The organism is Variovorax sp. VaC1 (assembly GCF_043658315.1).
Taxonomy (GTDB): Bacteria; Pseudomonadota; Gammaproteobacteria; order Burkholderiales; family Burkholderiaceae_C; genus Variovorax.
In genome coordinates this window covers 166,650-186,974 of record NZ_JBIGLT010000007.1, presented here as the reverse complement: position 1 = coordinate 186,974, position 20,325 = coordinate 166,650, and the positions used below count along the sequence as shown (strand labels likewise).

The following is a 20,325-nucleotide window of genomic DNA, read 5'->3' as shown; positions in this document are numbered from 1 at the left end:
GATAGAAAATTTATCTTCATGGAAACGGCCTACCTGCACAGCTTTCTCCTGGTGGTGGAATCGGGCTCGATGTCGGAGGCCGCGCGCCGCCTCGACCTGACGCCCGCGGCGGTGGCCCAGCAGATCCGCACGCTGGAGCGCGAACTCAATGCGCCGCTGCTGGCGCGCGCCGGCCGCACGGTGCAGCCCACTGAGGCGGGGCACCAGCTGGTGCAGCGGGCCCGCAACCTGCTGCGCGAGGTGGGCGACATCAAGGCGCTGCTGGGCAGCGACGCGGCGGGTGGCGAACTGCTCATCGGCACTATCAACACGGCCATTCACAGCCTGCTGCCGGACATCCTCGCGCGCTTCGTGAAGACGCATCCGGGCGCCAAGGTCTTTTTGCAATCGGGCACGACGGCGACGCTCTACAAGGCGGTGCAGCAGGGCGAGCTCGACGCGGCCGTGTGCCTGTACCCGCCCTATGTGCTCGCCAAGACCTTCGACTGGTCGCTGCTGCGCGAAGAGCCGCTGGTGCTGCTGGCGCCGAGCCGCCTGGCGCGGCGCGATCCGCACGAGCTGCTGAGAACCTCGCCGCTGATCCGCTACGACCGCAACCTCGGCGGCGGCAAGCAGGCCGACCGCTACCTGCGCGCGGCGGGCATCGCGCCGCAGGAGCGCTTCGAGCTCAGTTCGTTGCTGGCCATCGCGATGATGGTCGATCGCGGCCTGGGCGTTTCGCTGGTGCCCGACATTGCATCGCCGCTGCTGGAAGGCCAGCGCGTGACGAAGATCCCGTTGCCGCTGCCGTCGGAGCCGCGCCGCTTCGGCATCCTGTGGCAGCGCGCATCGCCGCGCCTGCGGCTGATCCAGGGTTTTGTCGAAAGCGCCGAGATCGTCGTCTCCGGCAAGGGGCCGGCGCGCGGACCGGGCCGCCGCAGCCAACCCGCAGTTTGAGGAGATGGCAACGCGGCTCGATCGCCTGTCATCTCTTTTTCTTCCGGGCTTGGCATAATCGCGGCTCCTGTCATTGGGGAGTAGCTAACCTTTCGTTCTTCGAAAGGTGCTCACGTCAACAGTCTTGGAGTTCTGCGAATTCCATGGCGTGAGCTTCAACCGGAACCGTCTCGGTTTCCGGCTTGACCAGCGAGACCTTTGGCCACAGCGTGAACCGTCAGCCGGACGAGCCACGTTGCTGTGCCAATGGTTCACTGCTTGTCCGGCGCCCCACGTTCCATGCTTACTACATTGGTCTTGTTTGCCTTGTCCGCAGGCGCGATCTATTTCGCCTGCGAGTTCTTCGTCAATGGCGTGGAGTGGCTCGGCCACCGCCTGAATCTCAGCGCCACCGCCACCGGCACCGTGCTTGCGGCATTCGGCACCGCATTGCCGGAAAGCGCGGTCACCTTCACCGCCGTGGTGATGGGCAGCACGCCGGCGCAGAAGGACATCGGTGTCGGTGCCGCTCTCGGCGGTCCGCTGGTCCTTGCCACCATCGCCTACGCGGTGGTCGGCTTTGCGCTGATCGCCAACCGGCGCAAGCAGCAGGGGCTGGCCAACCGGCACGAGGTTGCTGTCGACCAGCGCAGGCTGAGCCGCGACCAGGCCTGGTTCATGGCGATCTTCGTGGTGAAGGCGGGCCTGGGCCTGGTGGTTTTCAGCATCAAGCCGTGGCTCGGCGTGCTGTTCCTGGCGGCCTATGCGATCTACGTCTGGCGCGAGCTTCGGGGTGGAGAAAGCGAGGGCGCGGAAGATTTCGAGCCGCTCAAGATCCGCCCGAAGGACGCCAATCCGCCCCTGTTCTGGGTGGCGCTGCAAACCATCGCGGCACTGGCGGTCGTCGCGGCGGCATCGCATGTCTTCGTCATCCAGCTCGAATCGCTCGGCATCGCGTTCGGCATGTCGCCGCACATGGTGGCGCTGCTGCTGAGCCCGGTGGCCACCGAACTGCCGGAGACGATGAACGCGTTGATCTGGGTGCGCCAGGGCAAGGAGCGGCTGGCGCTTGCCAACATCTCCGGCGCCATGATGATCCAGGCGACGATTCCCAGCGCATTGGGCCTGTTCTTCACGCCGTGGCTGTTCGACGGGCCGCTCATGGCCGCCGCCGTGGTGACGATGGTGGCCGTGGCTTTCCTGTGGTCGCTGTTCCGGCGCGGCGTCATGGACACCCGGCTGCTGGCCAGCGCAGGCCTGCTGTACTTCGTCTTCGCGGGGTACGTCGTTTGGTATTTCAGCTGACGCACGGCCGCGTTCCATGGCGAGACTCGCGGCCCGCGCGCTTTGCAGGGCGCTGCAGCGGCACTGGCATTGGGTTGCCGTGGCGGTGGTCGTGATGCTCTACCTGGGGTTCAACGTCTGCGAATGGGTGGCGATCTGCCCGTAGCGCCGCTTCGCGACCATGCCGGATGCAGTCCGGCAACGGCGGCCCGTCCCAAGCCATGAGGTCTTTTGTATAATTGAGAACAGTTCTTATTAACTTCTGACCGCGGCTTGACCGGCTGCGTGGGAAAGCCATGTCGGCCGCCGAGTTCGCGTTGCAGCATCAAGTGAAGGGGTTGTACAGCGACCATCACGGGTGGCTGCATGCGTGGCTGCGCAGAAAGCTGGGCTGCTCGCACAACGCCGCCGACCTGGCGCACGACACCTTCGTGCGCGTGCTAAGCAAGAAGGAGCCCGTGGCGGCGGCTGAGCCTCGCGCGTACTTGGCGACCATCGCGCACGGGCTGGTGGTCGATTTCCACCGGCGCCGCGCGCTCGAGCGGGCCTACCTCGACACGCTGGCCGCGCTGCCCGAGCCGCAGATGCCGTCGCTCGAAGCGCGGGCCATCGTGCTCGAGGCCCTCACGGCCATCGACGCCATGCTCGACGGCATGAAGCCGGCGGTGCGGCAGGCCTTCATCCTTTCGCAGCTCGACGGGCTCACCTACGCCGAGATCGCCCGGCGCCTGGGCGTGACGGTGCGCACGGTCAACAACTACATGCTCAAGGCCATCGAGCATTGCTACCTGCTCGCACCGTGAGAACACCGCAACCCGAATCGACGGCCACGGTGCACGGCACCGGCGCGCCGGCCCGCACCGAACTCGACGTGCGCAAGGAGGCGGTTGCCTGGTACGCGCGCCTGTGCTCGGGCGATGCGCTCGAAGCCGACAAGGCCGCGTGGCAACGCTGGCGCCAGGCGCACCCCGATCATCAGCGGGCCTGGCAACGGCTCGAGGCCATGCAGGCCACCTTGCGGCGCGTGCCGGGGCATATCGCCGCGTCCACCTTGCGCGCGGCACAGCCCGACCGGCGCCGCGTGCTGCGCGGCATCGGCGTCGTGGCCTCGGGCGGTGCGCTGGCGTACCTCTCGTGGCAGGCGGTTGATGCGCAAGGCGGCTGGCATGCGTGGCTGGCCGACCATCGCACGGGCACCGGCGAGCAGCAGTCCGTCGAGCTGGCCGATGGCTCGAAGCTCTTGCTGAACACGCGCACGTCCGTCGATGTGGCGATGAATGCTTCGCGCCGGGTCGTCCGGCTGCGGGAGGGCGAGATCCTGGTCGAGACCGCGAAGCACCGCGGCCTGCGTGTTGATGCGCAGGTCGATGCGCGGCCCTTCACGGTCGAGACCGATCACGGCCGCATCGTCGCACTCGGCACCCGCTTCACGGTTCGGCGCGATGGTGACCGGACGGCCGTGACGGTGCTGGAAGACGCCGTGGAAATCCGCGCGTCCGAGGCGCCCGAACAGGCCGTCGTGCTGCGCGCCGGCCAGCAGGTCGGCTTCACGCGTGGCCGCATCGACACGCCCCGGCAGGCCGACCCCGCTTCCGCCGAATGGGCGCAGGGCAGCCTCGTGGTGAACGACTGGCGGCTGGGCGACGTGGTGGCCGAGCTGTCGCGCTACCGCCGCGGCCGGCTGGCCTGCGACCCGGCGGTGGAAGACCTCCGCGTGTCGGGCGCATTCCCGCTCCAGGACACCGACAAGGCACTGGCGGTGATCGCCCGTTCGCTCCCGGTGCGTGTGTTTGCCATGACCCGCTACTGGGTCACGCTGGGCCCGCTCTGAGCTTCAGTGCTCACCGCATCCGTTCGCCTTTTCAAAATTCTTTTCGTTCCGGCTTTCATCTTTTTCGATCTCGTTCGGCCTACCAGAGAAGACGCCCAACACCGAACCCTGTGCCGAAGGAGATCCGAATGTCCGAGAACCCGTCACGCCGCGATCGCGCGCGTGAGCCCCTTGCCCCCGCCGCGCTCTTGCCCGTCACGCATGCCGTGCACAAGGCCCTGCTGTGCCTGTTCGCCGCCGTGGCCCTGCCCGCCGCGACGGCATGGGCCGCCGAGCCCGCCGTCGGCCAAGCGGCGGCGCGTACGCAGAGCCAGCCGGCCAAGGCCTACCGCATCGACGCAGGCCCGTTGTCGTCGGTGCTGGGGCGTTTCGCGGCAGCCGCCGGCGTGGCGCTGTCGTTCGACCCTGCCAGCACCCGCACGCTGAATTCCAGCGGCATTCAGGGCAGCTACACGGTGCACGCAGGCTTTGCCGCCTTGCTGGCCGGCACCGGGCTCGAAGCCGTGGAAGGCGGCGTGGGCGAGTTCACCTTGCGCAAGGCGGTGCCCGCATCGCAAGCGGCTGCATCCAGCAGCGAGCCCGACACCGACGCAGACGGCACGCTGCCCGCCGTGCGCGTGGTGGCCCGCGCCGCGCCCGCGCCCTCCGACGCGGACGACCGCTACCAGCCCACGCCCGACGCATCGACCCTGCGCACCACCGCGCCGGTGCTCGACATCCCGCAGGTGGTCAACGTGGTGCCGGCCCAGGTGATCCGCGACCAGCGCCCGCGCAACATCGACGATGCACTCAACAACGTCAGCGGCATCACGCAGGGCAACACCCTGGCCAGCACGCAAGACACCATCATGAAGCGTGGCTTCGGTGGCAACCGCGACGGATCGATCATGCACAACGGCATGCCGCTGGTGCAGGGCCGGGGCATGAACGCGGCGGCCGAAAGCGTCGAGGTGCTCAAGGGCCCGTCGTCGCTGCTGTACGGGATCATGGACCCGGGCGGCGTGATCAACGTGGTCAGCAAGAAGCCGCAACTGCGCCAGCGCACGGCCGTGTCGCTGCTCGGATCGGGCTACGCCAACGGCCGCACCGGCACCGGCGCCACGCTCGACACCACCGGCCCCATCGGCGAGAACGGCCTGGCCTACCGGCTGATCGTCGATCACGTCGACGAAGACTACTGGCGCAACTTCGGCACGCACCGCGAGACCCTCGTCGCGCCATCGCTCGCCTGGTATGGCGACGACACGCAGGCCGTGCTCTGGTACGAGTATCGCAAGTACGTCACGCCCTTCGACCGTGGCACCGCGCTCGACCCGCGCACCCAGCGTCCGCTGAACCTGCCGAAGACGCAGCGGCTCGATGAGCCGTTCAACGAGATGCGCGGCGAAACCCACCTGGGCCAGCTCTCGGTCGATCACCAGTTCGGCGGCGGCTGGGCCGGCCACCTGAACCTCAGCTACAACCGCGAGACCTACGACGCCAACCAGCTGCGCGTGAACGGCCTGAACGCCACGCGCGGCACGCTCACGCGCAGCAACGACGCGACGCACGGCGCCCTGAGCACCGACAGCTACGGCACCGCGTACGTCGACGGCAGCGTGCAGCTGGCGGGCATGCGGCACGATCTGCAGTTCGGCGTCGACGCCGAGTACCGCAAGATCTACCGCGCCGACCTGCTGCGCCAGGCCACCACGCGCACCTTCAGCTACCTGTTCCCGGTGTACGGCCTCGAGCTGCCTTCGAGCACCGTGTCGGCCAGCGACAGCGACCAGACCGACAAGCTCCACAACCAGTCGCTGTTCTTCCAGGACTCGATCCACCTGAACGACAAGTGGATCGCCGTCGTCGCCTTGCGCTACCAGGCATGGACGCAGACGGCAGGGCGCGGCCGGCCGTTCAAGGTCAACACCGACACCGACGGCTCCAAGGTGCTGCCGCGCGTGGGGCTGGTCTACAAGTGGAGCGACACCGTCTCGCTGTACGGCAGCTACACGCAGTCGCTCAAGCCCGCATCGACCATCGCGCCGCTGTCGAGCGGCTTCGTCCTCGACTCGGCCGTGCAGCCGGAAACCGCCAAGTCGTGGGAGTTCGGCGCCAAGCTCGACATGCCGGGCGGCATCACCGGCACCGTGGCCCTGTTCGACATCCACAAGAAGAACGTGCTCGTGTCGCAGTTCAACGACGTGACCAAGCTGACCGACTGGCGCACCTCGGGCGCCGCGCGTTCGCGCGGCCTCGAGATCGACTTCGCGGGCCAGCTCGGCAAGCGCTGGAGCGCCATCGGCAGCTATGCCTTCGTCGATGCGAAGACCACGCAAGACCCGCTGTACGCGGGCAACCGGCTCTGGAACGTGGCGCGCCAGACGGCCTCGATCTCGGCCGTGTACGACGCCGGCCCGGTGTTCGGCGGCGAAGGCCGGCTGCGCCTGGGCGCGGGTGCGCGCTACGTCGGCAAGCGCGCGGGCGACTCCGCCAACAGCTTCGAGCTGCCGGCCTACACCACGGTCGACGCCTTCGCCACGTACGACACGCGCATGTACGGGCGCAAGGTGAAGTTCCAGCTCAACGTGAAGAACCTGTTCGACAAGACCTACTACCCCTCGGCCGTCAACACCTACTTCATCTCGATGGGCGATGCGCGCCAGGTGTCGCTGCTGACCACCTTCGAGTTCTAGGATGAATTCGCTCATGCATCTCTCGCGCCGCGCCGCTTCTCTTCTCGTCGCATGCGGGCTGCTGGCCGGCCTGCAGGCCGCGCAGGCGACCGAACCTGCTGCCTCTGCCACCTCCACCGCTGCAGGCAACGGACGCAAGGTCGTGCTGCTGGTGCAGCGCAGCGGCCCGAACCTGCCGGTCGATGAAAAGATCCGGCAGCACCTCGAATCGCGCGGCTACGCCGTCACGCTGCAGGACCAGTCGGCCAGCCCCGCGGTGGCGAACGGTTCGGACCTCGTCGTCATCTCGTCCACCGTCGCGGCCAAGGACGTGAGCGGCGCGTGGCGCCAGTTGCCCGTGCCCCTGCTCACCTGGGAGAACGACCTCCTGGACGACCTCGCGATGACCGGCAAGCGGCACGACGTCGACTTCGGCGAAGCGCCCAAGGAGCGCTACCTCTGGATCGTGAACGCACCGCACCCGATGGCAGCGGGGCTCGCCGCCGGCGTGAACAACGTCTACGTGAAGCAGGCCGCCATGAGCTGGGGCAAGCCCGGCCTGGGCGCCATCACCATCGCCACGCTCTACGGCCAGCCCGAGAAGGCGGCGATCTTCGGCTACGAGAAGGGCGCGACGATGGACTACGAATCGCTCGCCCCGGCACGCCGGGTGATGTTCTTCCTAGACAACGACACCTTCACCAACCTTGCGCCTTCGGGCCGGCAGCTGTTCGGCGCGGCGATCGACTGGGCAGTGGGTGCGCGATAAATGAAACTCCCCGGACTGCGCCAGATCTGGTTCCAGCTGCATTGGCTGATCGGCATCACGGCCGGCACGGTGCTGGTCGTGATCGGCCTGAGCGGCGCGGTCCTTTCGTTTCATGAAGAGCTGCTGGACGCGATGAATCCGGGCGGGCGCGAAGTGCCCGCGCAGGCCGCGCCGGCGCTCACGCCGCCGCAACTGCTCGGCGCCGTGCGCCAGGCCTTCGGCGAACGGCAGGTCGGCACGCTCACCGTGTACGCAGCGCCGGGTGCCGCGGCACGCGTCATCTTCGCGCCGCCCAAGGGCGAGCGGCGCGGCGAGACCGTCTACCTCGATCCGTATTCGGGTGCCGCGCTGCCGCCGCTCGTTGGCGCCGATTTCTTCGAGTGGGTCGAGGAACTGCATCGCTGGCTGCTGCTGCCGCGCGAGCAGGGCAAGACGACGGCCGGCGTGCTGGCCGGCGGCCTGTTGCTGCTGTCGCTCTCGGGCCTGTACCTGCGATGGCCGCGCCGGCCGCTCGACTGGCGCGCATGGCTCACCTTCGACACCGCCCTCAAGGGCCGTTCCTTCTTGTGGGGCCTGCATTCGGTGCTGGGCACCTGCGCGCTGCTGGTGTACCTGGTGCTCACCACCACCGGCATGTACTGGGCCTTCGATGCATTGCGCGACACCGTCGACGTGATGGTGGGCGGCGCGCGAACGGCCGCGCGCCCGGCGGCCGGTGCGGCTGCGGCACCGCGTGTGCGGAACATGGCGCGCGCGGACGCGGGCGCGGTCGACATCGCGCCGGCATGGGCCGCCTTCGAGCAACTCGCCAAGAACTCCAGTGGATGGAGCCAGGCGATCCTGCGCGTGCCTTCGGGTGCGACGCCCTCGGTGCTCTTCACCTGGCTGGACGCCGATCCGCCGCACGACCGCGCGCGCAACCGCACGACGGTCCGGCTGCCCGACGGCGAGGTCACGCAGGACGAGCGCTACGCTTCCAAGTCGCAAGGCGGGCGCTTCCTGGCGACGATCTACCCGCTTCACATGGGCACCTACTTCGGCTTGCCCGGACGCATCGCGATGCTGCTGGCGTCGTTGATGCTGCCGGTGTTCGCGGTCACGGGCTGGATGCTGTACCTCGACCGGCGGCGCAAGAAGCGCGCGGTTCGTGCCGAGCGCGCGGCGCTTGGCACGGTGCCCCGGCCCGACGACGGCGCGCTGCCCGAGCGCGTGCTGCTGGCCTTCGCCAGCCAGTCGGGCGTGGCCGAAGGCATCGCGTTGCGCAGTGCCGCCGCACTGCAGGCCGCCGGCGTCGCCGTCACGCTGGCGTCGCTGGCGCGGCTCGATGCCGGACAGTTGCGCGATCACCAGCGCGTGCTGATGGTCGTCAGCAGTTTCGGCGAAGGCGGGCCGCCCGATATGGCGCGGCGCTTTGCGCAGCAGCTGTCGCAGTTCGGCGATGCGGTGCTTTCGCATCTGCGCTACGGCCTGCTGGCCCTGGGCGACCGGAACTACCCGCGCTTTTGCGGCTTCGGCCATACGCTCGACCAGGCGCTGGTGGCGGCCGGTGCGCAATCGATGTTCCCGATGATCGAGGTGGACAACGGCGACCCGGGTGCGCTCGCGGCCTGGCGGCACAAGCTCGGCGTGCTGGCCGGTGCGGGCGATGACCACAGCGCCGGTCTGCCGGTGCCACAGGCCGACGAGGCGCCCTTTGCCAACTGGACGCTGTCGGCACGCCGCCTGCTCAATGCGGACAGCATCGGCACGCCGCTGTACGAGATCGAACTCACGCCGGCGCATGGCGAGCTGCCTTCATGGCAGCCGGGTGCGCTGGTCGAGCTGCTGCCGCACTTGCACGACGCCCAGTCGCGTGCCGACAACCTGGCGCCATTGGCGCCCCGGCGTTACTCCATCGCCTCGGTGCCAGAGGAAGGGCGCGTGCGCCTGCTGGTGCGCCAGGCGCGCCATGCGTCGGGGCTGGGCATCGCCTCCGGCTGGCTCACCGCACATGCGCCGCAGGGCGCGGACATCGCGCTGCGCCTGCTGCGCAATCCGGGCTTCGAGCTTGTCGATGGCGACGTGCCCTGCATCTTCATCGGCAACGGCTCGGGCTATGCCGGGCTGCGCGGACACCTGCGCGAGCGCATCGCGCGCGGGCATCGGCGCAACTGGCTGCTGTTCGGCGAACGGCAACGCGCGCACGACGCCTTCTTCATGGACGAAGTGGCGCAATGGCGCACGCAAGGGGCGATCGAGCGTGTCGACCTGGCCTTCTCGCGCGACCAGCCCACGCGCATCTACGTGCAGGACCGGCTGCGCGAGGCGGCCGACACGTTGCGCCGCTGGATCGGCGACGGCGCGGTGGTCTATGTCTGCGGCAGCATGGCGGGCATGGCCGCGGGTGTCGATGCGGTGTTCGAAGAAGTGCTGGGGCGCGCCGCGCTCGACGACCTCATCGCCGAAGGCCGCTACCGCCGCGACGTGTACTGAATCTGACATCGGCGGCTATCCGCAGCGGCGCGGTATGGCATCCGGTCGAAGTTCTTCGTGCGGGTGCTGCATCGCCTAGCATCCGGCGATGGTCACGCCCCTCGCTTTCGTCGTGTCGTTCTTCGCAGGCCTCGCCGCATGACCGATCCACTTCCCCGTCTGCGGATCAGGCAATTGCGCACCCGAACCGGCGGCCTCATCGACCTGGACGTGGCGGCGGGCGAATGCATCTGCATCCTCGGCAAGTCTGGCTCGGGCAAGAGCGTCTTCCTGCGCCTGATCGCGGACATGGACCCGGGGGAGGGGGCCGTCGCGCTCGATGGCATCGATCGCAATGCAGGATCGGGCCCCGAATGGCGCCGCCGTGTGATCTACCAGGCGGCTGAGCCCGCATGGTGGGCGCCCACGGCGGCCGGGCATTTTCCTGACGGCATCGACGAGCCGCTGACGGGTTGGCTGGCGGACGTGGGCCTGTCGGGCGACCTGCTCGCCTCCGACATCGCGCGCCTGTCCACGGGCGAGCGCCAGCGCATGGCGCTCCTGCGCTCGCTCGCGCGCAAGCCGGCCGTGCTGCTGCTCGATGAACCGACGGCTTCGCTCGACGCCAAGACCACGCTCGAGGTCGAAGCACTGCTGTCGCGCCAGCTTCAAGCGGGCCTGACGATCCTGATGGTGACCCACTCGCAGGAGCAGGCAGACCGTATGGGCCACCGGCGTTTCGAAATGGCGCAAGGCCAGCTGCAGGCCATCGCATGACCACCATCCATCTCGACGCCACCGACCTCGTGCTCGCCACGCTGCTGGTGCTGCTGAACGCGGGCGCCTCGCTGATGCTGCACCTGCAACTGCATCGCCAGGTGCTGTGGGCCGCGACGCGCATGGTGGTGCAGCTTCTGCTGGTGGGGCTGGTGCTGCGCTTCGTCTTCAGCGCGGCGTCGCCGGTGGCGACGCTCACCATCGTCGTCCTGATGATCCTGGCCGCCGCGCGCGAGGTGGCGGTGCGGCCCGCGTGGCGGCTCAAGGGCGGTGGCAACTTTCGCATCGGCGCGGCGGCGGTCGGTGTGTCGAGCGTGGCGACGGTGGTGCTGGCGCTGATGACGGCGATCCGCCCGCAACCCTGGTATGACCCGCGCTACGCCATTCCGCTCATGGGCATCGTGCTGGGCAGCGTGCTCAATTCGGCCAGCCTCGGGCTCGACAGCTTCTTCGAGGGCGTGACCAAGGGCCGCGCCGGCATCGAGGCCCAGCTGGCGCTGGGCTCGACCATCCACCAGTCGCTCGCGGAGCTGATCCGCTCGTCGATCCGCCGGGGGATGATCCCGATCATCAACCAGATGTCGGCGGCCGGCGTCATCACGCTGCCGGGCATCATGACCGGCCAGTTGCTGGCGGGCATGGACCCGATCGAGGCCGCGAAGTACCAGATCCTGCTGCTGTTCCTGCTCACCGGCGCGGGCGGACTGGCGGCCGCCGGCGCGGTCTACATGGCGGCGCGGTCGATGACCGACGAGCGCCAGCGGCTGCGCTCGGACCGGTTGGGCTGAGCGCTCGCGCCGGACCCGCGGGCCGATCGAATCGTTGCCTGCGTATAACCATCTGCTTACAATGAGAACGATTCGCAATAAGTGCTGCGATCGCATTGCAAGCCTTCATGTCTTCCTCCGAAGCCTCCATTCGCCTCGTGCACACGCTCTACAGCGACCATCAACCGTGGTTGCTGGACATGCTGCGCCGCAAGCTGGGCAACGTGGACAACGCGGCCGACCTGGCGCAGGACACCTTCGCGCGCATTCTTTCTTCCAATGAATCGGGGCCGCTGCGCGAGCCGCGCGCCTACCTGACGACCGTGGCGAGCCGCATCGCCGCCCAGTATTTCCGTCGCCTTGCACTGGAGCGCACGTACCTGGACGCGATCGCGCATCTCCCGGAGGCCGTGAGCCCCTCGCCCGAGACCCGGTTGCTGGTGCTCGAAGCCCTGGCGGCGGTGAGCCGCGTGCTCGACGGCCTTAAGCCGCACGTGCGCGAGATCTTCCTGATGGCGCAGCTCGACGGCATGACCTATCCGCAGATCGCCCTGCAGCTCCAGGTGTCCGTCAACGTCGTGCAAAAGGCGATGGTGAAGGCGTACCGCCACTGCTACGACGCAGTCTATGGCGAGTGAGTCCGGCGCCAGCCGCTTCGAGCGGCTCGTGTTCCGGCCCTCGGCCGATGCGCCTCGTCCGATCGATCCCGCCATCGTCGACCAGGCGGTGGCCTGGCTGGTGAAGATCCAGTCCGGCGGCGCGTCGGCCAGCGAAAGCGATGCCTGCGACCGCTGGCGCCAGTCGCACCCCGACCACGAGCGCGCCTGGCTGCGCCTGTGCGGGTTGGGCCGCGACCTGCGCGAAGGCACCAGCGCCGTGGCCCCGCAGATCGCCCGCTCGACTCTGCGCGGTGTCGATCGCCAGCAGCGCCGATGGGCGCTCAAGGCCGTGGCGGGCCTGGGTGTTAGCGCATGGGGCGCGTGGGGCGCATGGGCGATGCGGCACGACATCGCCGCGCTGAACGCCGACCACCGCACCGCCGCCGGCGAGCGGCGGCGCGTCGTGCTGGCCGATGGCACGCAGGTCATGCTGAACACGCGCACCGCGATCGACGTGCGCTTCGACGCGGCGACGCGCACGCTCCGGCTGCTGGGCGGCGAGATCATGGTGGCCACCGCAAAGGACGCCGCACGGCGCCCGTTCGTCGTGCTCGGCCGCGACGGGCGCATCGTGCCCATCGGCACGCGCTTCGTCGTGCGCGAGTTCGACGGCGAGGGTGGCGAAAGAAGCGAGGTGACTGTGCTCGAAGGCGCCGTGGACGTGAGCGCGGGCGAGCGCTCCCTGGTGACCCGCGTGCTCGCCGGCAACCGCGTGCGCTACAGCGCGGCGAGCGTCGGCGCCGTGGGCCATCTGGACGAAAGTGCCGCCGCCTGGGCCGACGGCAGCCTGGTGGTCGAGCGCATGCGGCTGGACGATTTCGTGGCCGAACTGGGCCGCTATCGCACCGGTGTGCTGCGCTGCGACCCCGCGGTGGCGGGCGTGCTGGTGAGCGGCTCCTTTCCGCTGGCCGACACCGATGCGGTGCTCGCCATGCTGGAAGAAACGCTGCCCGTCAGGCGCCAATCCCTGAGCCGCTACTGGGTGACGGTCGCGGCCCGGTAAGGCGCCTCGAAAAAAAACCTGCCGGAAAGTGGCAGGTTCCGGAATCTCGTGCATCAACGGAAAGAGGTGCCGCGAAAAGCAAGCGGTGCGGCTTCCATTTCCATCGATCACAGAGAGCTCTTCACATGGCATTCATCGCACGGCCCGAACGACGTTTCCGGCCCTCTCCACTGGCCACGCTTGCCCGCGCCGGTTGCCTGTCCGCGGCACTGGGCGTGGCCGCCACGGGCGGGGCGCCGGCCTGGGCGCAGGCTGCACAGGTGGCAGGCCAGAGCCGGCCCTACGCCATCGCCGCCGGTTCGCTGGACAGCGTGCTGGGCCGCTTCGGCCGTGAAGCCAACGTGATGATCGCGATCGATCCGACGCTGACGAAGGGCCTGGACAGCCCGGGCCTGCAAGGCAGCTTCAGCGTGTCCGAGGGGCTCGACCGGCTGCTCGCGGGCAGCGGGCTCGAAGCAGTGTCGGGCGCGGGCGGCGGGTGGCGGCTGCGCAAGGCGGCGGGCGCGGCCGTGGTCGCACCGGCATCGGCGGCGTCGGGCAGCGAAGCGGGGGCTTCAGGAACAACGCTGGCACCCGTCATCGTCAGCGCCCAGCGCGAGCGGCTCTACGACGTGCAGGACGTCAACGCCGGCGCGCTCGGCATCCGCTCGCTGCAGGACCTGCCGTTCGCCGTCGGCTCCTACACCGTGGACACCATCGAGGCCCAGCGCGCCCGCACCGCACTGGACGTGCTGCGCAACGATCCGTCGGTCACGCCGACCTCGGGCTTCTCGTCGTTCGACGGCGTGGCCGTGCGCGGCTTCTCGGCCAACTCCTTCAACAACGTGCGCCGCGACGGCCTGCTGGCCAACGTCTACAGCGACGTGCCGCTGGAGAACAAGGAACGCGTCGACGTGCTCAAGGGCCTGTCGGGCTTCCTGTATGGCGTGGGCGAGCCCAGCGGCATCGTCAACTACGTGGTCAAGCGGCCGACGCGCGAGCGCTTTGCGAGCGTGACCGCCGAAGTGCGCAGCTACGGCGGGCGCTATGCGGCCGTCGATGCCGGTGGTCCGCTGGATGCCAACGGCACCGTCGGCTACCGCTTCAATGCCGCGACCGAGAAGGTCGGCGACTTCACCCACTTCGGCGACCTGAAGCGCGACTTCCTGAGTGGCGCGGTCGACATCAAGATCAACCGCGATGCGCTGCTGCAGCTCGACTTCGACTGGCAGCGCAAATCGCTCGCGGCCAGCGGCATGATCGGCCCGCGCAGCGACGGCACCGTGCTGGCCGCATCGCGCTTCAATCCGCGCACGCTGGTCGGCCAGCCCTGGGGCCAGTACAAGACCGACGCCTGGAACATCGGCGCGCGCCTCGACTACGCGCTGAACAGCAACTGGGACCTGACCGCGCAGCTGGGCTTCAGCCGCACCAAGCGCAATGCGCTGTTCTTCAACGCCTCGCAGATCGCGCCGAACGGCGATGTGCTCAAGGGCAACACGCGCTACGAGGCCGAGCCTTACCCCACCGCCGCCGGCCAGGTGTTCGCCACCGGCCGCTTCAAGACCGGCACGCTCGGGCACGAGACGGTCATCGGCTACTCGTACTCCAGCCTGCAATCGCCCGATGGCGACTACCAGCGCTTTCCGCAGCTCATCGGCAACGTCTTCCGGCCGCTGCCTTACCTGCAGCCCTACCTGGCCGACAACACCCACCTGCCCGCGAGCACCGCGCGGCAGAGCAGCGTGTTCGTGAGCGACACCATCAGCTTCACGCCGCAGTGGCAACTGTTGGTGGGCGCGCGCCACATCAGCTACAGCAGCGACATCGGCAGCAAGTACGACGGCACGCCCAAGTACACGACGCGCGTCACCGTGCCCACGCTGAGCGTGATGTTCAAGCCGTCGGAGCGCACCACCTTCTACGCCACTTATGGCGAAGGCTTCGAGCAGGGCGCCTACGCGCCGAGCTATGCCGAGAACGCGCTGCAGAAGCTGGGCCCCATCAAGAGCCGCCAGTACGAGATCGGCGTGAAGAGCCGCGTGCTCGACGGCCTGATGGTCACCGCCGCTGCCTTCGACATGGACAAGCCGCTGCAGGCCGTCACGCCCTCGGACAACATCTTTCGCCAGCAGGGGCGGCAGCGCCACCGGGGCGTCGAGTTCACCGCCAATGGCGAGATCACGCCGCAGCTGAGCGGCATTGCCGGCGTATCCTGGCTCGATGCCGAGCAGCGCGAGACCGGCGATGCGGCGCTCGAAGGACGCCGCCCGAGCAACGTCGCGCGCTTCCAGGCCAACCTGTTCCTCGACTACCGGCTGACCTCGGTGCCGGGCCTGTCGTTCAACACGGGCATCTACCACGTGGGCAACCGCCCGCTCGACCGCGCCAACACGATGATCGTTCCGGCCTTCACGCGCTGGGACCTTGGCGCGGCCTACGTGACGAAGGTGCTGGGCAAGGCCTCGGTGGTCCGGCTGTCGATCGAGAACGTCACCAACAGGCGCTACTGGAGTTCCGTCAACTATGGCGGCGTGACGCAAGGCAACCCGCGCATCGTCCGCCTGGCGATGACGACGAACTTCTGAGGCGCATGCAGCGATGAACACCTCTTCTTTTTCTTTCGCGCATTGCCGCCTCGCGCTGGCCGCATGCCTTCTGTCGGCCGTGTTCTGCGTGCCCGCCGCCGCGCATGGCGTGTGGGTCACGCAGCGCGCGGGCGAGCTGGCGCTGGTTCTGGGCGAAGGCGCGCTCGACGAAGCCTACGAGGCCCGCCAGGTTCACGAGGTGAAGGCCTTCACCGCGACTGGTGCGCCCGCGGGCGTCAAGCTGCAGCCGCGCGCCCGCAACGTGGTCGTCGAGCCCGATGCCAATGCGGCCGTGCTCTCGATGGCGGTCGAAGATGGCTTCTGGTCGCAGGGCGCCGACGGCAAATGGGTCAGCGGCTCGCGCCTGCAGGTGCCGGCCGCGCGCAAGGCGGGCTACTACATGAAGCTCGGCACCACCTTGCTCAAGCCGGTGCAGATGCCATTCAAGCCGCTCGGCACCGCGCTGGAGATCGTGCCGTTGTCCGATCCGCTGAAGCTGCGCCGGGGCGAGCGGCTGGTGGTCCGCGTCCTGTCGAACGGCCAGCCGGTGGCGGGCGCGGCGGTCATCGGCGACTTCATCGGCAACACCTCGGGGCCGCGCGTCAAGACCGACAAGACAGGGCGGGCCACGCTCGTCGTCGGAAGCAGCGGCTTGAACGTGATCGCGGTGTCCCTCACGCGGCCGCGAAGCGACCGGAGCGAGGCAGATGAAGACGGGCTCGAAGCCACGCTGGCGTTCACGTTGCCGCGTGCCGGCGACTGATCGCCGCATGCACATGGCAGGGCGGTGAGGGTGCGCCAACACTTCGTGCGGCTGCATCGGTGGGCGGGGCTCGTCACGGCCGCCTTCCTGCTGATGGCCGGATTGACGGGCAGCCTGCTGGCTTTCGAGGACAGCCTCGAAGCCTGGTTGAACCCGGCGCTGTTCGTCGTCCATGCACCGCCGGCGGCATCGGCGCTCGACCCGTTCGTGTTGCGTGAAAGGGCACAGCTTGCCGCGCCGCCGCAGGCGCTGGTCGATACGGTGATCCTGAACCGGCATGACGGCCGTTCGCTGCGGTTCATTCTCTCGGCCCGCGTCGACCCAAAGACCGGCCAGCCGTTCGCGCTCGATGTCGATGAGCTGTTCATGGACCCCTACAGCGCGGCGGTGCTCGGTACGCGGCTGTGGGGCGCATCGCTGTTCCGGCGCGAGACCGCCATCAGCTTTCTGTACCGGCTGCACTACTCCCTGGCGATGTCCGCGCCGTGGAGCGCGCGTGTGCTGGGCGCGGTGGGGCTGCTGTGGACGCTCAATTGCCTCATCGGCTTCGGCCTCACGTTGCCGCGCAGGGTGCCCGCTCGCAGCCCCGCAGGTTCGCCACCGGGCTGGTGGCGGCGTTGGCGAAGCGCGTGGCGCGTGGCGCCGTCCGGCAGCGTTGCGCGGCTGATGCTGGGCCTCCATCGGGCGCCGGGTCTCTGGCTGTGGCCGGTGCTGCTGGTCTTCGCGTGGTCGAGCGTGATGCTGACCTTGCGCGACAGCGTCTACCGGCCCGTCATGTCGCTGGGCGTCGTGTCGCAGGATCTCTGGGCAGGCCTGCCTTCGTGCCCGGTTCCGATGGCGCAGCCCATGCTCGATTGGCGGGCTGCGCATGCGGCCGGCCAGCAAGCACTGTCGACGCTGGCCCGCGAAAGGAACTTCGTCGTCGAAGCGGAGCGCGACCTGCGCCTCGACCGCGCGCACGGCGTTTATGTGTACCGGGTCCGATCGAGCCTCGACATTCGGGACGCGGCCGGTGCGACCGCCGTGCTGATCGACGCCGACAGCGGCGCATTGCGCGGGTTTGCCGGCGGCGGCAAGGGCAACGCGCTGGAAGACTGGCTCGGTGCGCTGCACATGGCGCGCGTGTTCGGCACGCCCTACAAGCTTTTCGTCGCGTTGCTGGGGATGGCCGTGGCGCTGTTGTCAGTCACCGGCGTGCTCATGTGGGTTCGCAGGACGCGCGCACGCGCGGCTTCGTAGGCCGCAGGCTCGGTCAGTCCTCGGCCGGCGGCTCCACGTGTTCGTCATACTGCGGCAGCGCGTCGGTGATCGTGAACCACGGCGCCTTCGAGCCCACGAAGATGTGCGCGCTCGGCCGGATCGCCGGGGCATCGACCAGCGTGCCCAGGGTGACGTGGGCGTACATGCCCTCGCGCACGATCGAATAGAGCAGCGAGCCGCAATGCCCGCAGTGCATGTCGCCCGCGTCCCGCTCGCCGAAGACCAGCAGCCTGTCTTCGCCCTGCGTGATCGCCAGCTTGTGGCGCTCGATGCCCGCGAAGGGCTTGAACGCCGAGCCCGTCGCGCGCCGGCAGTTGGCGCAGTGGCAGTTCAGGGCGTAGACGAATTCATCCGCGACCGCATAGCGGACCGCGCCGCACAAGCACTGGCCGGTGAGCTGTCGCCGGGGCGCTTCCTCGGGAGCGGTCACAGGCCTTTCCTTCTTGCTTCGCCGAGGGCCTACTTCATCCTCGCGCGCAGCAGCGCACGGCCGATGAGTCCACCGATCCCGGCACCTACGGCCGAGATGGTGTAGATCTCCCCGTCACCAAGGTTCACGCCGGGCAGGATGAACTTCAGGAGAACGGCCACGAGACAAAACCCGAAGAACGCGCCGACGCCGCTGTACATGCGGGAGTCCAGCTCGCCGGTCGTCTTGCGGTAGCTGTCCGAATGGCCCACGGCTTCCTGGATCAGCGTGGTGCGGCATTGAAAGCAGCGCACGTCCGTCGCCGAATTGAGATGGTTGCAGACGGGGCACTGCACGAAGCAACCTCAGCCCGCCAGGCCCACGAACACGTTCTGCACGTCGTCGTTCGCGTCGATGGCGGCCAGGAAGGTTTCGACTTCTTCCAGGTGCTCGGCACTCAGGCTGGCCGGATCGACCGGGTTCTTGGGCTTGTAGCCCAGCTTGGCCGACAGCACGGTGAAGCCCTGGGCCGGCAGCGCGCGGCTCACGAGGTCGAGGTCGGTGGGGTCGGTCAGGAAGACGGTGGTGTTGCCTTCGCCGGCCGGCTCGAAGTCTTGCGCGCCGGCCTCGATGGCGGCCACTTCGGGGTCGGCGCCGGCGCCCGTGGGCTCGGCTTCGATCATGCCGACGTGGTCGAAGTCCCACGACACCGAGCCCGAGGTGCCCAGCTGGCCCTTGCGGAACAGCACGCGCATTTCGGGCGCGGTGCGGTTCACGTTGTCGGTCAGGCACTCGACCATCACCGGCACGCGGTGCGGCGCAAAGCCTTCATAGATGACGTGCTCGAAGTGCACCGCTTCGCCCGTGAGGCCCGCGCCCTTCTTGATGGCGCGGTCCAGCGTGTCCTTGGGCATCGAGACCTTGCGGGCCTGCTCGACGACGAGCCGCAGGCGCGAGTTGGAGGCCGGATCGGCGCCGTTGCGCGCGGCCATCATGATTTCCTTGGCGAGCTTGCCGAAGAGCCGGCCCTTGGCATTGGCGGCCAGATCCTTGTGTTTTGCTTTCCATTGCGCGCCCATGTCTGATTCCTTGAGGTGTGTGTTGCGGCCTTGTCTGGCTCTCGTCTGGTTCTCGGCAGAAGGGCTGGATGACCGGTTTGGGGCGACTACTGTAGCTGGAGCGCGGCCGGGAGGGAAACCGGGTGCGTGCCACCACTTGCCCGAGGCAGGAATCGGCCTTTTCGGGAGGCGTGCGCGCGTCATCCTCGATGCGCCGACAGCAGTTTTTTCCAAGTCACGAAAGCGGATCGTGCCTACGCTGTGGCCATTCCTTCACCCCTCGGCATCGAACGACCACCATGCAGACCCACGGCACGCGACAACAACGCCAGCAGACAGACATCTTTCATCGCCTGCACAGCGGCCCCGGCCCGCTCGTGCTGGTGAACGCATGGGACGCGGCCAGCGCGCGCATCGTCGAGCGCGCCGGTGCATCGGCCATCGGCACGACCAGCGCCGGCATGGCGTGGTCATTGGGCTATGCGGATGGCGAGCGCATGCCGGCCGGCGAATTGCTCGCGGCCTGCGCGCGCATCTGCCGCGTGGTGAGCGTGCCGGTGACGGTCGACATCGAGCGTGGTTTCGGCGACAGCACGCTGGCGGTGTGCGATCTGGTGCGCGCGCTGATCGACATGGGCGTGGCCGGCATCAACATCGAAGACGGCGTGCTGCCGGGCACGCGCGAACTGGCGCCGCCGGAGATTCTCTGCGAGCGCATCGGCGCGCTGCGCCAGCTGGACGCGCGCTTTTTCATCAACGCGCGCACCGACACCCACTTCGTCGCCAACGACGACCCCGCCGCGCGCTATCAGGACACGCTGCGCCGCGCGCGGCTCTACGCATCGGCGGGCGCCGACGGCATCTTCGTGCCGGGCATGGGCAGCCTCGAAGAAATCGCGGGCCTTGCGGATGCGGTGGCGCTGCCTGTGAACGTCTACGCCGGCCACACCAAGGCGCCGGCGGTCGATGTGCTCGCCAAGGCCGGCGCGCGGCGCATCAGCCTGGGGTGTGGCCCGTTGCAGGCGGCGCTTGGCCTGCTCGGCCGCATCGCCACCGAAGCATTCGACGACACGGCCCACAACGCCGGCTTTCGCACCATGGGCAGCGAGATGATTCCGGCCGGCGAGATCAACGCGCTGTTTCCGTCCACCCCTTGAG

At 68.7% G+C, this 20,325-nt stretch carries 19 protein-coding genes and 1 riboswitch; of the genes, 16 read left to right on the top strand and 3 right to left on the bottom strand.

The window, feature by feature from the left end; all coding sequences use genetic code 11:
- Positions 1–18: 18 nt before the first annotated feature.
- From ACGLHS_RS26420 to ACGLHS_RS26350, 15 genes are all read left to right on the top strand, one after another.
- A complete protein-coding gene (locus ACGLHS_RS26420) occupies positions 19–936 on the top strand; it encodes a LysR family transcriptional regulator (protein ID WP_394484618.1) in 918 nt (305 codons plus the stop codon).
- A 63-nt stretch (positions 937–999) separates the two neighbouring features.
- Positions 1,000–1,208: riboswitch (yybP-ykoY riboswitch) on the top strand.
- 7 nt (positions 1,209–1,215) lie between these two features.
- Entirely contained in the window at positions 1,216–2,220 is a 1,005-nt protein-coding gene (locus tag ACGLHS_RS26415) for a sodium:calcium antiporter (RefSeq protein WP_394484616.1), read from the top strand.
- A 16-nt stretch (positions 2,221–2,236) separates the two neighbouring features.
- Entirely contained in the window at positions 2,237–2,365 is a 129-nt protein-coding gene (locus ACGLHS_RS26410) for a hypothetical protein (RefSeq protein WP_394484614.1), read from the top strand.
- A 130-nt stretch (positions 2,366–2,495) separates the two neighbouring features.
- Entirely contained in the window at positions 2,496–3,002 is a 507-nt protein-coding gene (locus ACGLHS_RS26405; RefSeq protein WP_093246352.1) for a sigma-70 family RNA polymerase sigma factor, read from the top strand.
- Positions 2,999–4,030, top strand: coding sequence for a FecR domain-containing protein (locus tag ACGLHS_RS26400; RefSeq protein WP_394484612.1), 1,032 nt, complete (start codon positions 2,999–3,001; stop codon positions 4,028–4,030). Before ACGLHS_RS26405 ends, ACGLHS_RS26400 begins: the two co-directional genes overlap by 4 nt.
- Before the next feature lie 128 nt (positions 4,031–4,158).
- Positions 4,159–6,705: a TonB-dependent siderophore receptor gene (locus tag ACGLHS_RS26395; RefSeq protein WP_394484610.1), complete on the top strand. Its 2,547-nt coding sequence runs from the start codon at positions 4,159–4,161 to the stop codon at positions 6,703–6,705.
- A 1-nt stretch (position 6,706) separates the two neighbouring features.
- Entirely contained in the window at positions 6,707–7,453 is a 747-nt protein-coding gene (locus tag ACGLHS_RS26390) for a hypothetical protein (RefSeq protein ID WP_394484608.1), read from the top strand.
- Positions 7,454–9,925: a PepSY domain-containing protein gene (locus tag ACGLHS_RS26385; RefSeq protein WP_394484606.1), complete on the top strand. Its 2,472-nt coding sequence runs from the start codon at positions 7,454–7,456 to the stop codon at positions 9,923–9,925.
- A gap of 174 nt (positions 9,926–10,099) precedes the next feature.
- Positions 10,100–10,681: an ATP-binding cassette domain-containing protein gene (locus ACGLHS_RS26380; RefSeq protein ID WP_394484604.1), complete on the top strand. Its 582-nt coding sequence runs from the start codon at positions 10,100–10,102 to the stop codon at positions 10,679–10,681.
- On the top strand, positions 10,678–11,469 hold the full coding sequence (locus ACGLHS_RS26375) for an ABC transporter permease (RefSeq protein ID WP_394484602.1): 792 nt from the start codon (positions 10,678–10,680) through the stop codon (positions 11,467–11,469). The genes ACGLHS_RS26380 and ACGLHS_RS26375 overlap by 4 nt, the downstream gene beginning before the upstream one ends.
- A gap of 107 nt (positions 11,470–11,576) precedes the next feature.
- Positions 11,577–12,086 carry a sigma-70 family RNA polymerase sigma factor gene (locus tag ACGLHS_RS26370; RefSeq protein WP_394484599.1) on the top strand — a complete coding sequence of 170 codons (510 nt, stop codon included), beginning with the start codon at positions 11,577–11,579 and terminating at the stop codon, positions 12,084–12,086.
- The gene (locus tag ACGLHS_RS26365) at positions 12,076–13,110 is read left to right on the top strand and encodes a FecR domain-containing protein (protein ID WP_394484596.1); all 1,035 of its coding nucleotides are present in this window, start codon (positions 12,076–12,078) and stop codon (positions 13,108–13,110) included. The genes ACGLHS_RS26370 and ACGLHS_RS26365 overlap by 11 nt, the downstream gene beginning before the upstream one ends.
- Positions 13,111–13,235: 125 nt before the next feature.
- Entirely contained in the window at positions 13,236–15,677 is a 2,442-nt protein-coding gene (locus tag ACGLHS_RS26360; protein ID WP_394484594.1) for a TonB-dependent siderophore receptor, read from the top strand.
- A gap of 13 nt (positions 15,678–15,690) precedes the next feature.
- Positions 15,691–16,440, top strand: coding sequence for a DUF4198 domain-containing protein (locus ACGLHS_RS26355; protein WP_394484592.1), 750 nt, complete (start codon positions 15,691–15,693; stop codon positions 16,438–16,440).
- Positions 16,441–16,464: 24 nt separating this feature from the next.
- The gene (locus tag ACGLHS_RS26350) at positions 16,465–17,679 is read left to right on the top strand and encodes a PepSY-associated TM helix domain-containing protein (protein WP_394484589.1); all 1,215 of its coding nucleotides are present in this window, start codon (positions 16,465–16,467) and stop codon (positions 17,677–17,679) included.
- A gap of 13 nt (positions 17,680–17,692) precedes the next feature.
- Here ACGLHS_RS26350 and ACGLHS_RS26345 read toward each other — a convergent pair whose 3' ends face one another.
- The 3 genes from ACGLHS_RS26345 to ACGLHS_RS26335 are packed head-to-tail and all read right to left on the bottom strand — an operon-like array spanning position 17,693 to position 19,188.
- Positions 17,693–18,130 carry a GFA family protein gene (locus ACGLHS_RS26345; protein WP_394484587.1) on the bottom strand — a complete coding sequence of 146 codons (438 nt, stop codon included), beginning with the start codon at positions 18,128–18,130 and terminating at the stop codon, positions 17,693–17,695.
- A gap of 29 nt (positions 18,131–18,159) precedes the next feature.
- Entirely contained in the window at positions 18,160–18,423 is a 264-nt protein-coding gene (locus ACGLHS_RS26340) for a hypothetical protein (protein ID WP_394484585.1), read from the bottom strand.
- A 51-nt stretch (positions 18,424–18,474) separates the two neighbouring features.
- Entirely contained in the window at positions 18,475–19,188 is a 714-nt protein-coding gene (locus ACGLHS_RS26335; RefSeq protein ID WP_093246342.1) for a YebC/PmpR family DNA-binding transcriptional regulator, read from the bottom strand.
- Positions 19,189–19,466: 278 nt separating this feature from the next.
- On the opposite strand from ACGLHS_RS26335, the gene ACGLHS_RS26330 reads away from it, so the two are divergent.
- Positions 19,467–20,324, top strand: coding sequence for an isocitrate lyase/phosphoenolpyruvate mutase family protein (locus ACGLHS_RS26330; protein ID WP_394484582.1), 858 nt, complete (start codon positions 19,467–19,469; stop codon positions 20,322–20,324).
- Position 20,325: the final 1 nt, after the last annotated feature.

Excerpts from the sequence above, each read along its gene's own strand:
- ACGLHS_RS26420 (WP_394484618.1), top strand. The coding sequence starts at position 19 with ATGGAAACGGCCTACCTGCACAGCTTTCTCCTGGTGGTGGAATCGGGC.
- ACGLHS_RS26415 (WP_394484616.1), top strand. The coding sequence starts at position 1,216 with ATGCTTACTACATTGGTCTTGTTTGCCTTGTCCGCAGGCGCGATCTAT.
- ACGLHS_RS26410 (WP_394484614.1), top strand. The coding sequence starts at position 2,237 with ATGGCGAGACTCGCGGCCCGCGCGCTTTGCAGGGCGCTGCAGCGGCAC.
- ACGLHS_RS26405 (WP_093246352.1), top strand. The coding sequence starts at position 2,496 with ATGTCGGCCGCCGAGTTCGCGTTGCAGCATCAAGTGAAGGGGTTGTAC.
- ACGLHS_RS26395 (WP_394484610.1), top strand. The coding sequence starts at position 4,159 with ATGTCCGAGAACCCGTCACGCCGCGATCGCGCGCGTGAGCCCCTTGCC.
- ACGLHS_RS26390 (WP_394484608.1), top strand. The coding sequence starts at position 6,707 with ATGAATTCGCTCATGCATCTCTCGCGCCGCGCCGCTTCTCTTCTCGTC.
- ACGLHS_RS26385 (WP_394484606.1), top strand. The coding sequence starts at position 7,454 with ATGAAACTCCCCGGACTGCGCCAGATCTGGTTCCAGCTGCATTGGCTG.
- ACGLHS_RS26375 (WP_394484602.1), top strand. The coding sequence starts at position 10,678 with ATGACCACCATCCATCTCGACGCCACCGACCTCGTGCTCGCCACGCTG.
- ACGLHS_RS26370 (WP_394484599.1), top strand. The coding sequence starts at position 11,577 with ATGTCTTCCTCCGAAGCCTCCATTCGCCTCGTGCACACGCTCTACAGC.
- ACGLHS_RS26365 (WP_394484596.1), top strand. The coding sequence starts at position 12,076 with ATGGCGAGTGAGTCCGGCGCCAGCCGCTTCGAGCGGCTCGTGTTCCGG.
- ACGLHS_RS26360 (WP_394484594.1), top strand. The coding sequence starts at position 13,236 with ATGGCATTCATCGCACGGCCCGAACGACGTTTCCGGCCCTCTCCACTG.
- ACGLHS_RS26355 (WP_394484592.1), top strand. The coding sequence starts at position 15,691 with ATGAACACCTCTTCTTTTTCTTTCGCGCATTGCCGCCTCGCGCTGGCC.
- ACGLHS_RS26335 (WP_093246342.1), bottom strand. The coding sequence starts at position 19,188 with ATGGGCGCGCAATGGAAAGCAAAACACAAGGATCTGGCCGCCAATGCC.
- ACGLHS_RS26330 (WP_394484582.1), top strand. The coding sequence starts at position 19,467 with ATGCAGACCCACGGCACGCGACAACAACGCCAGCAGACAGACATCTTT.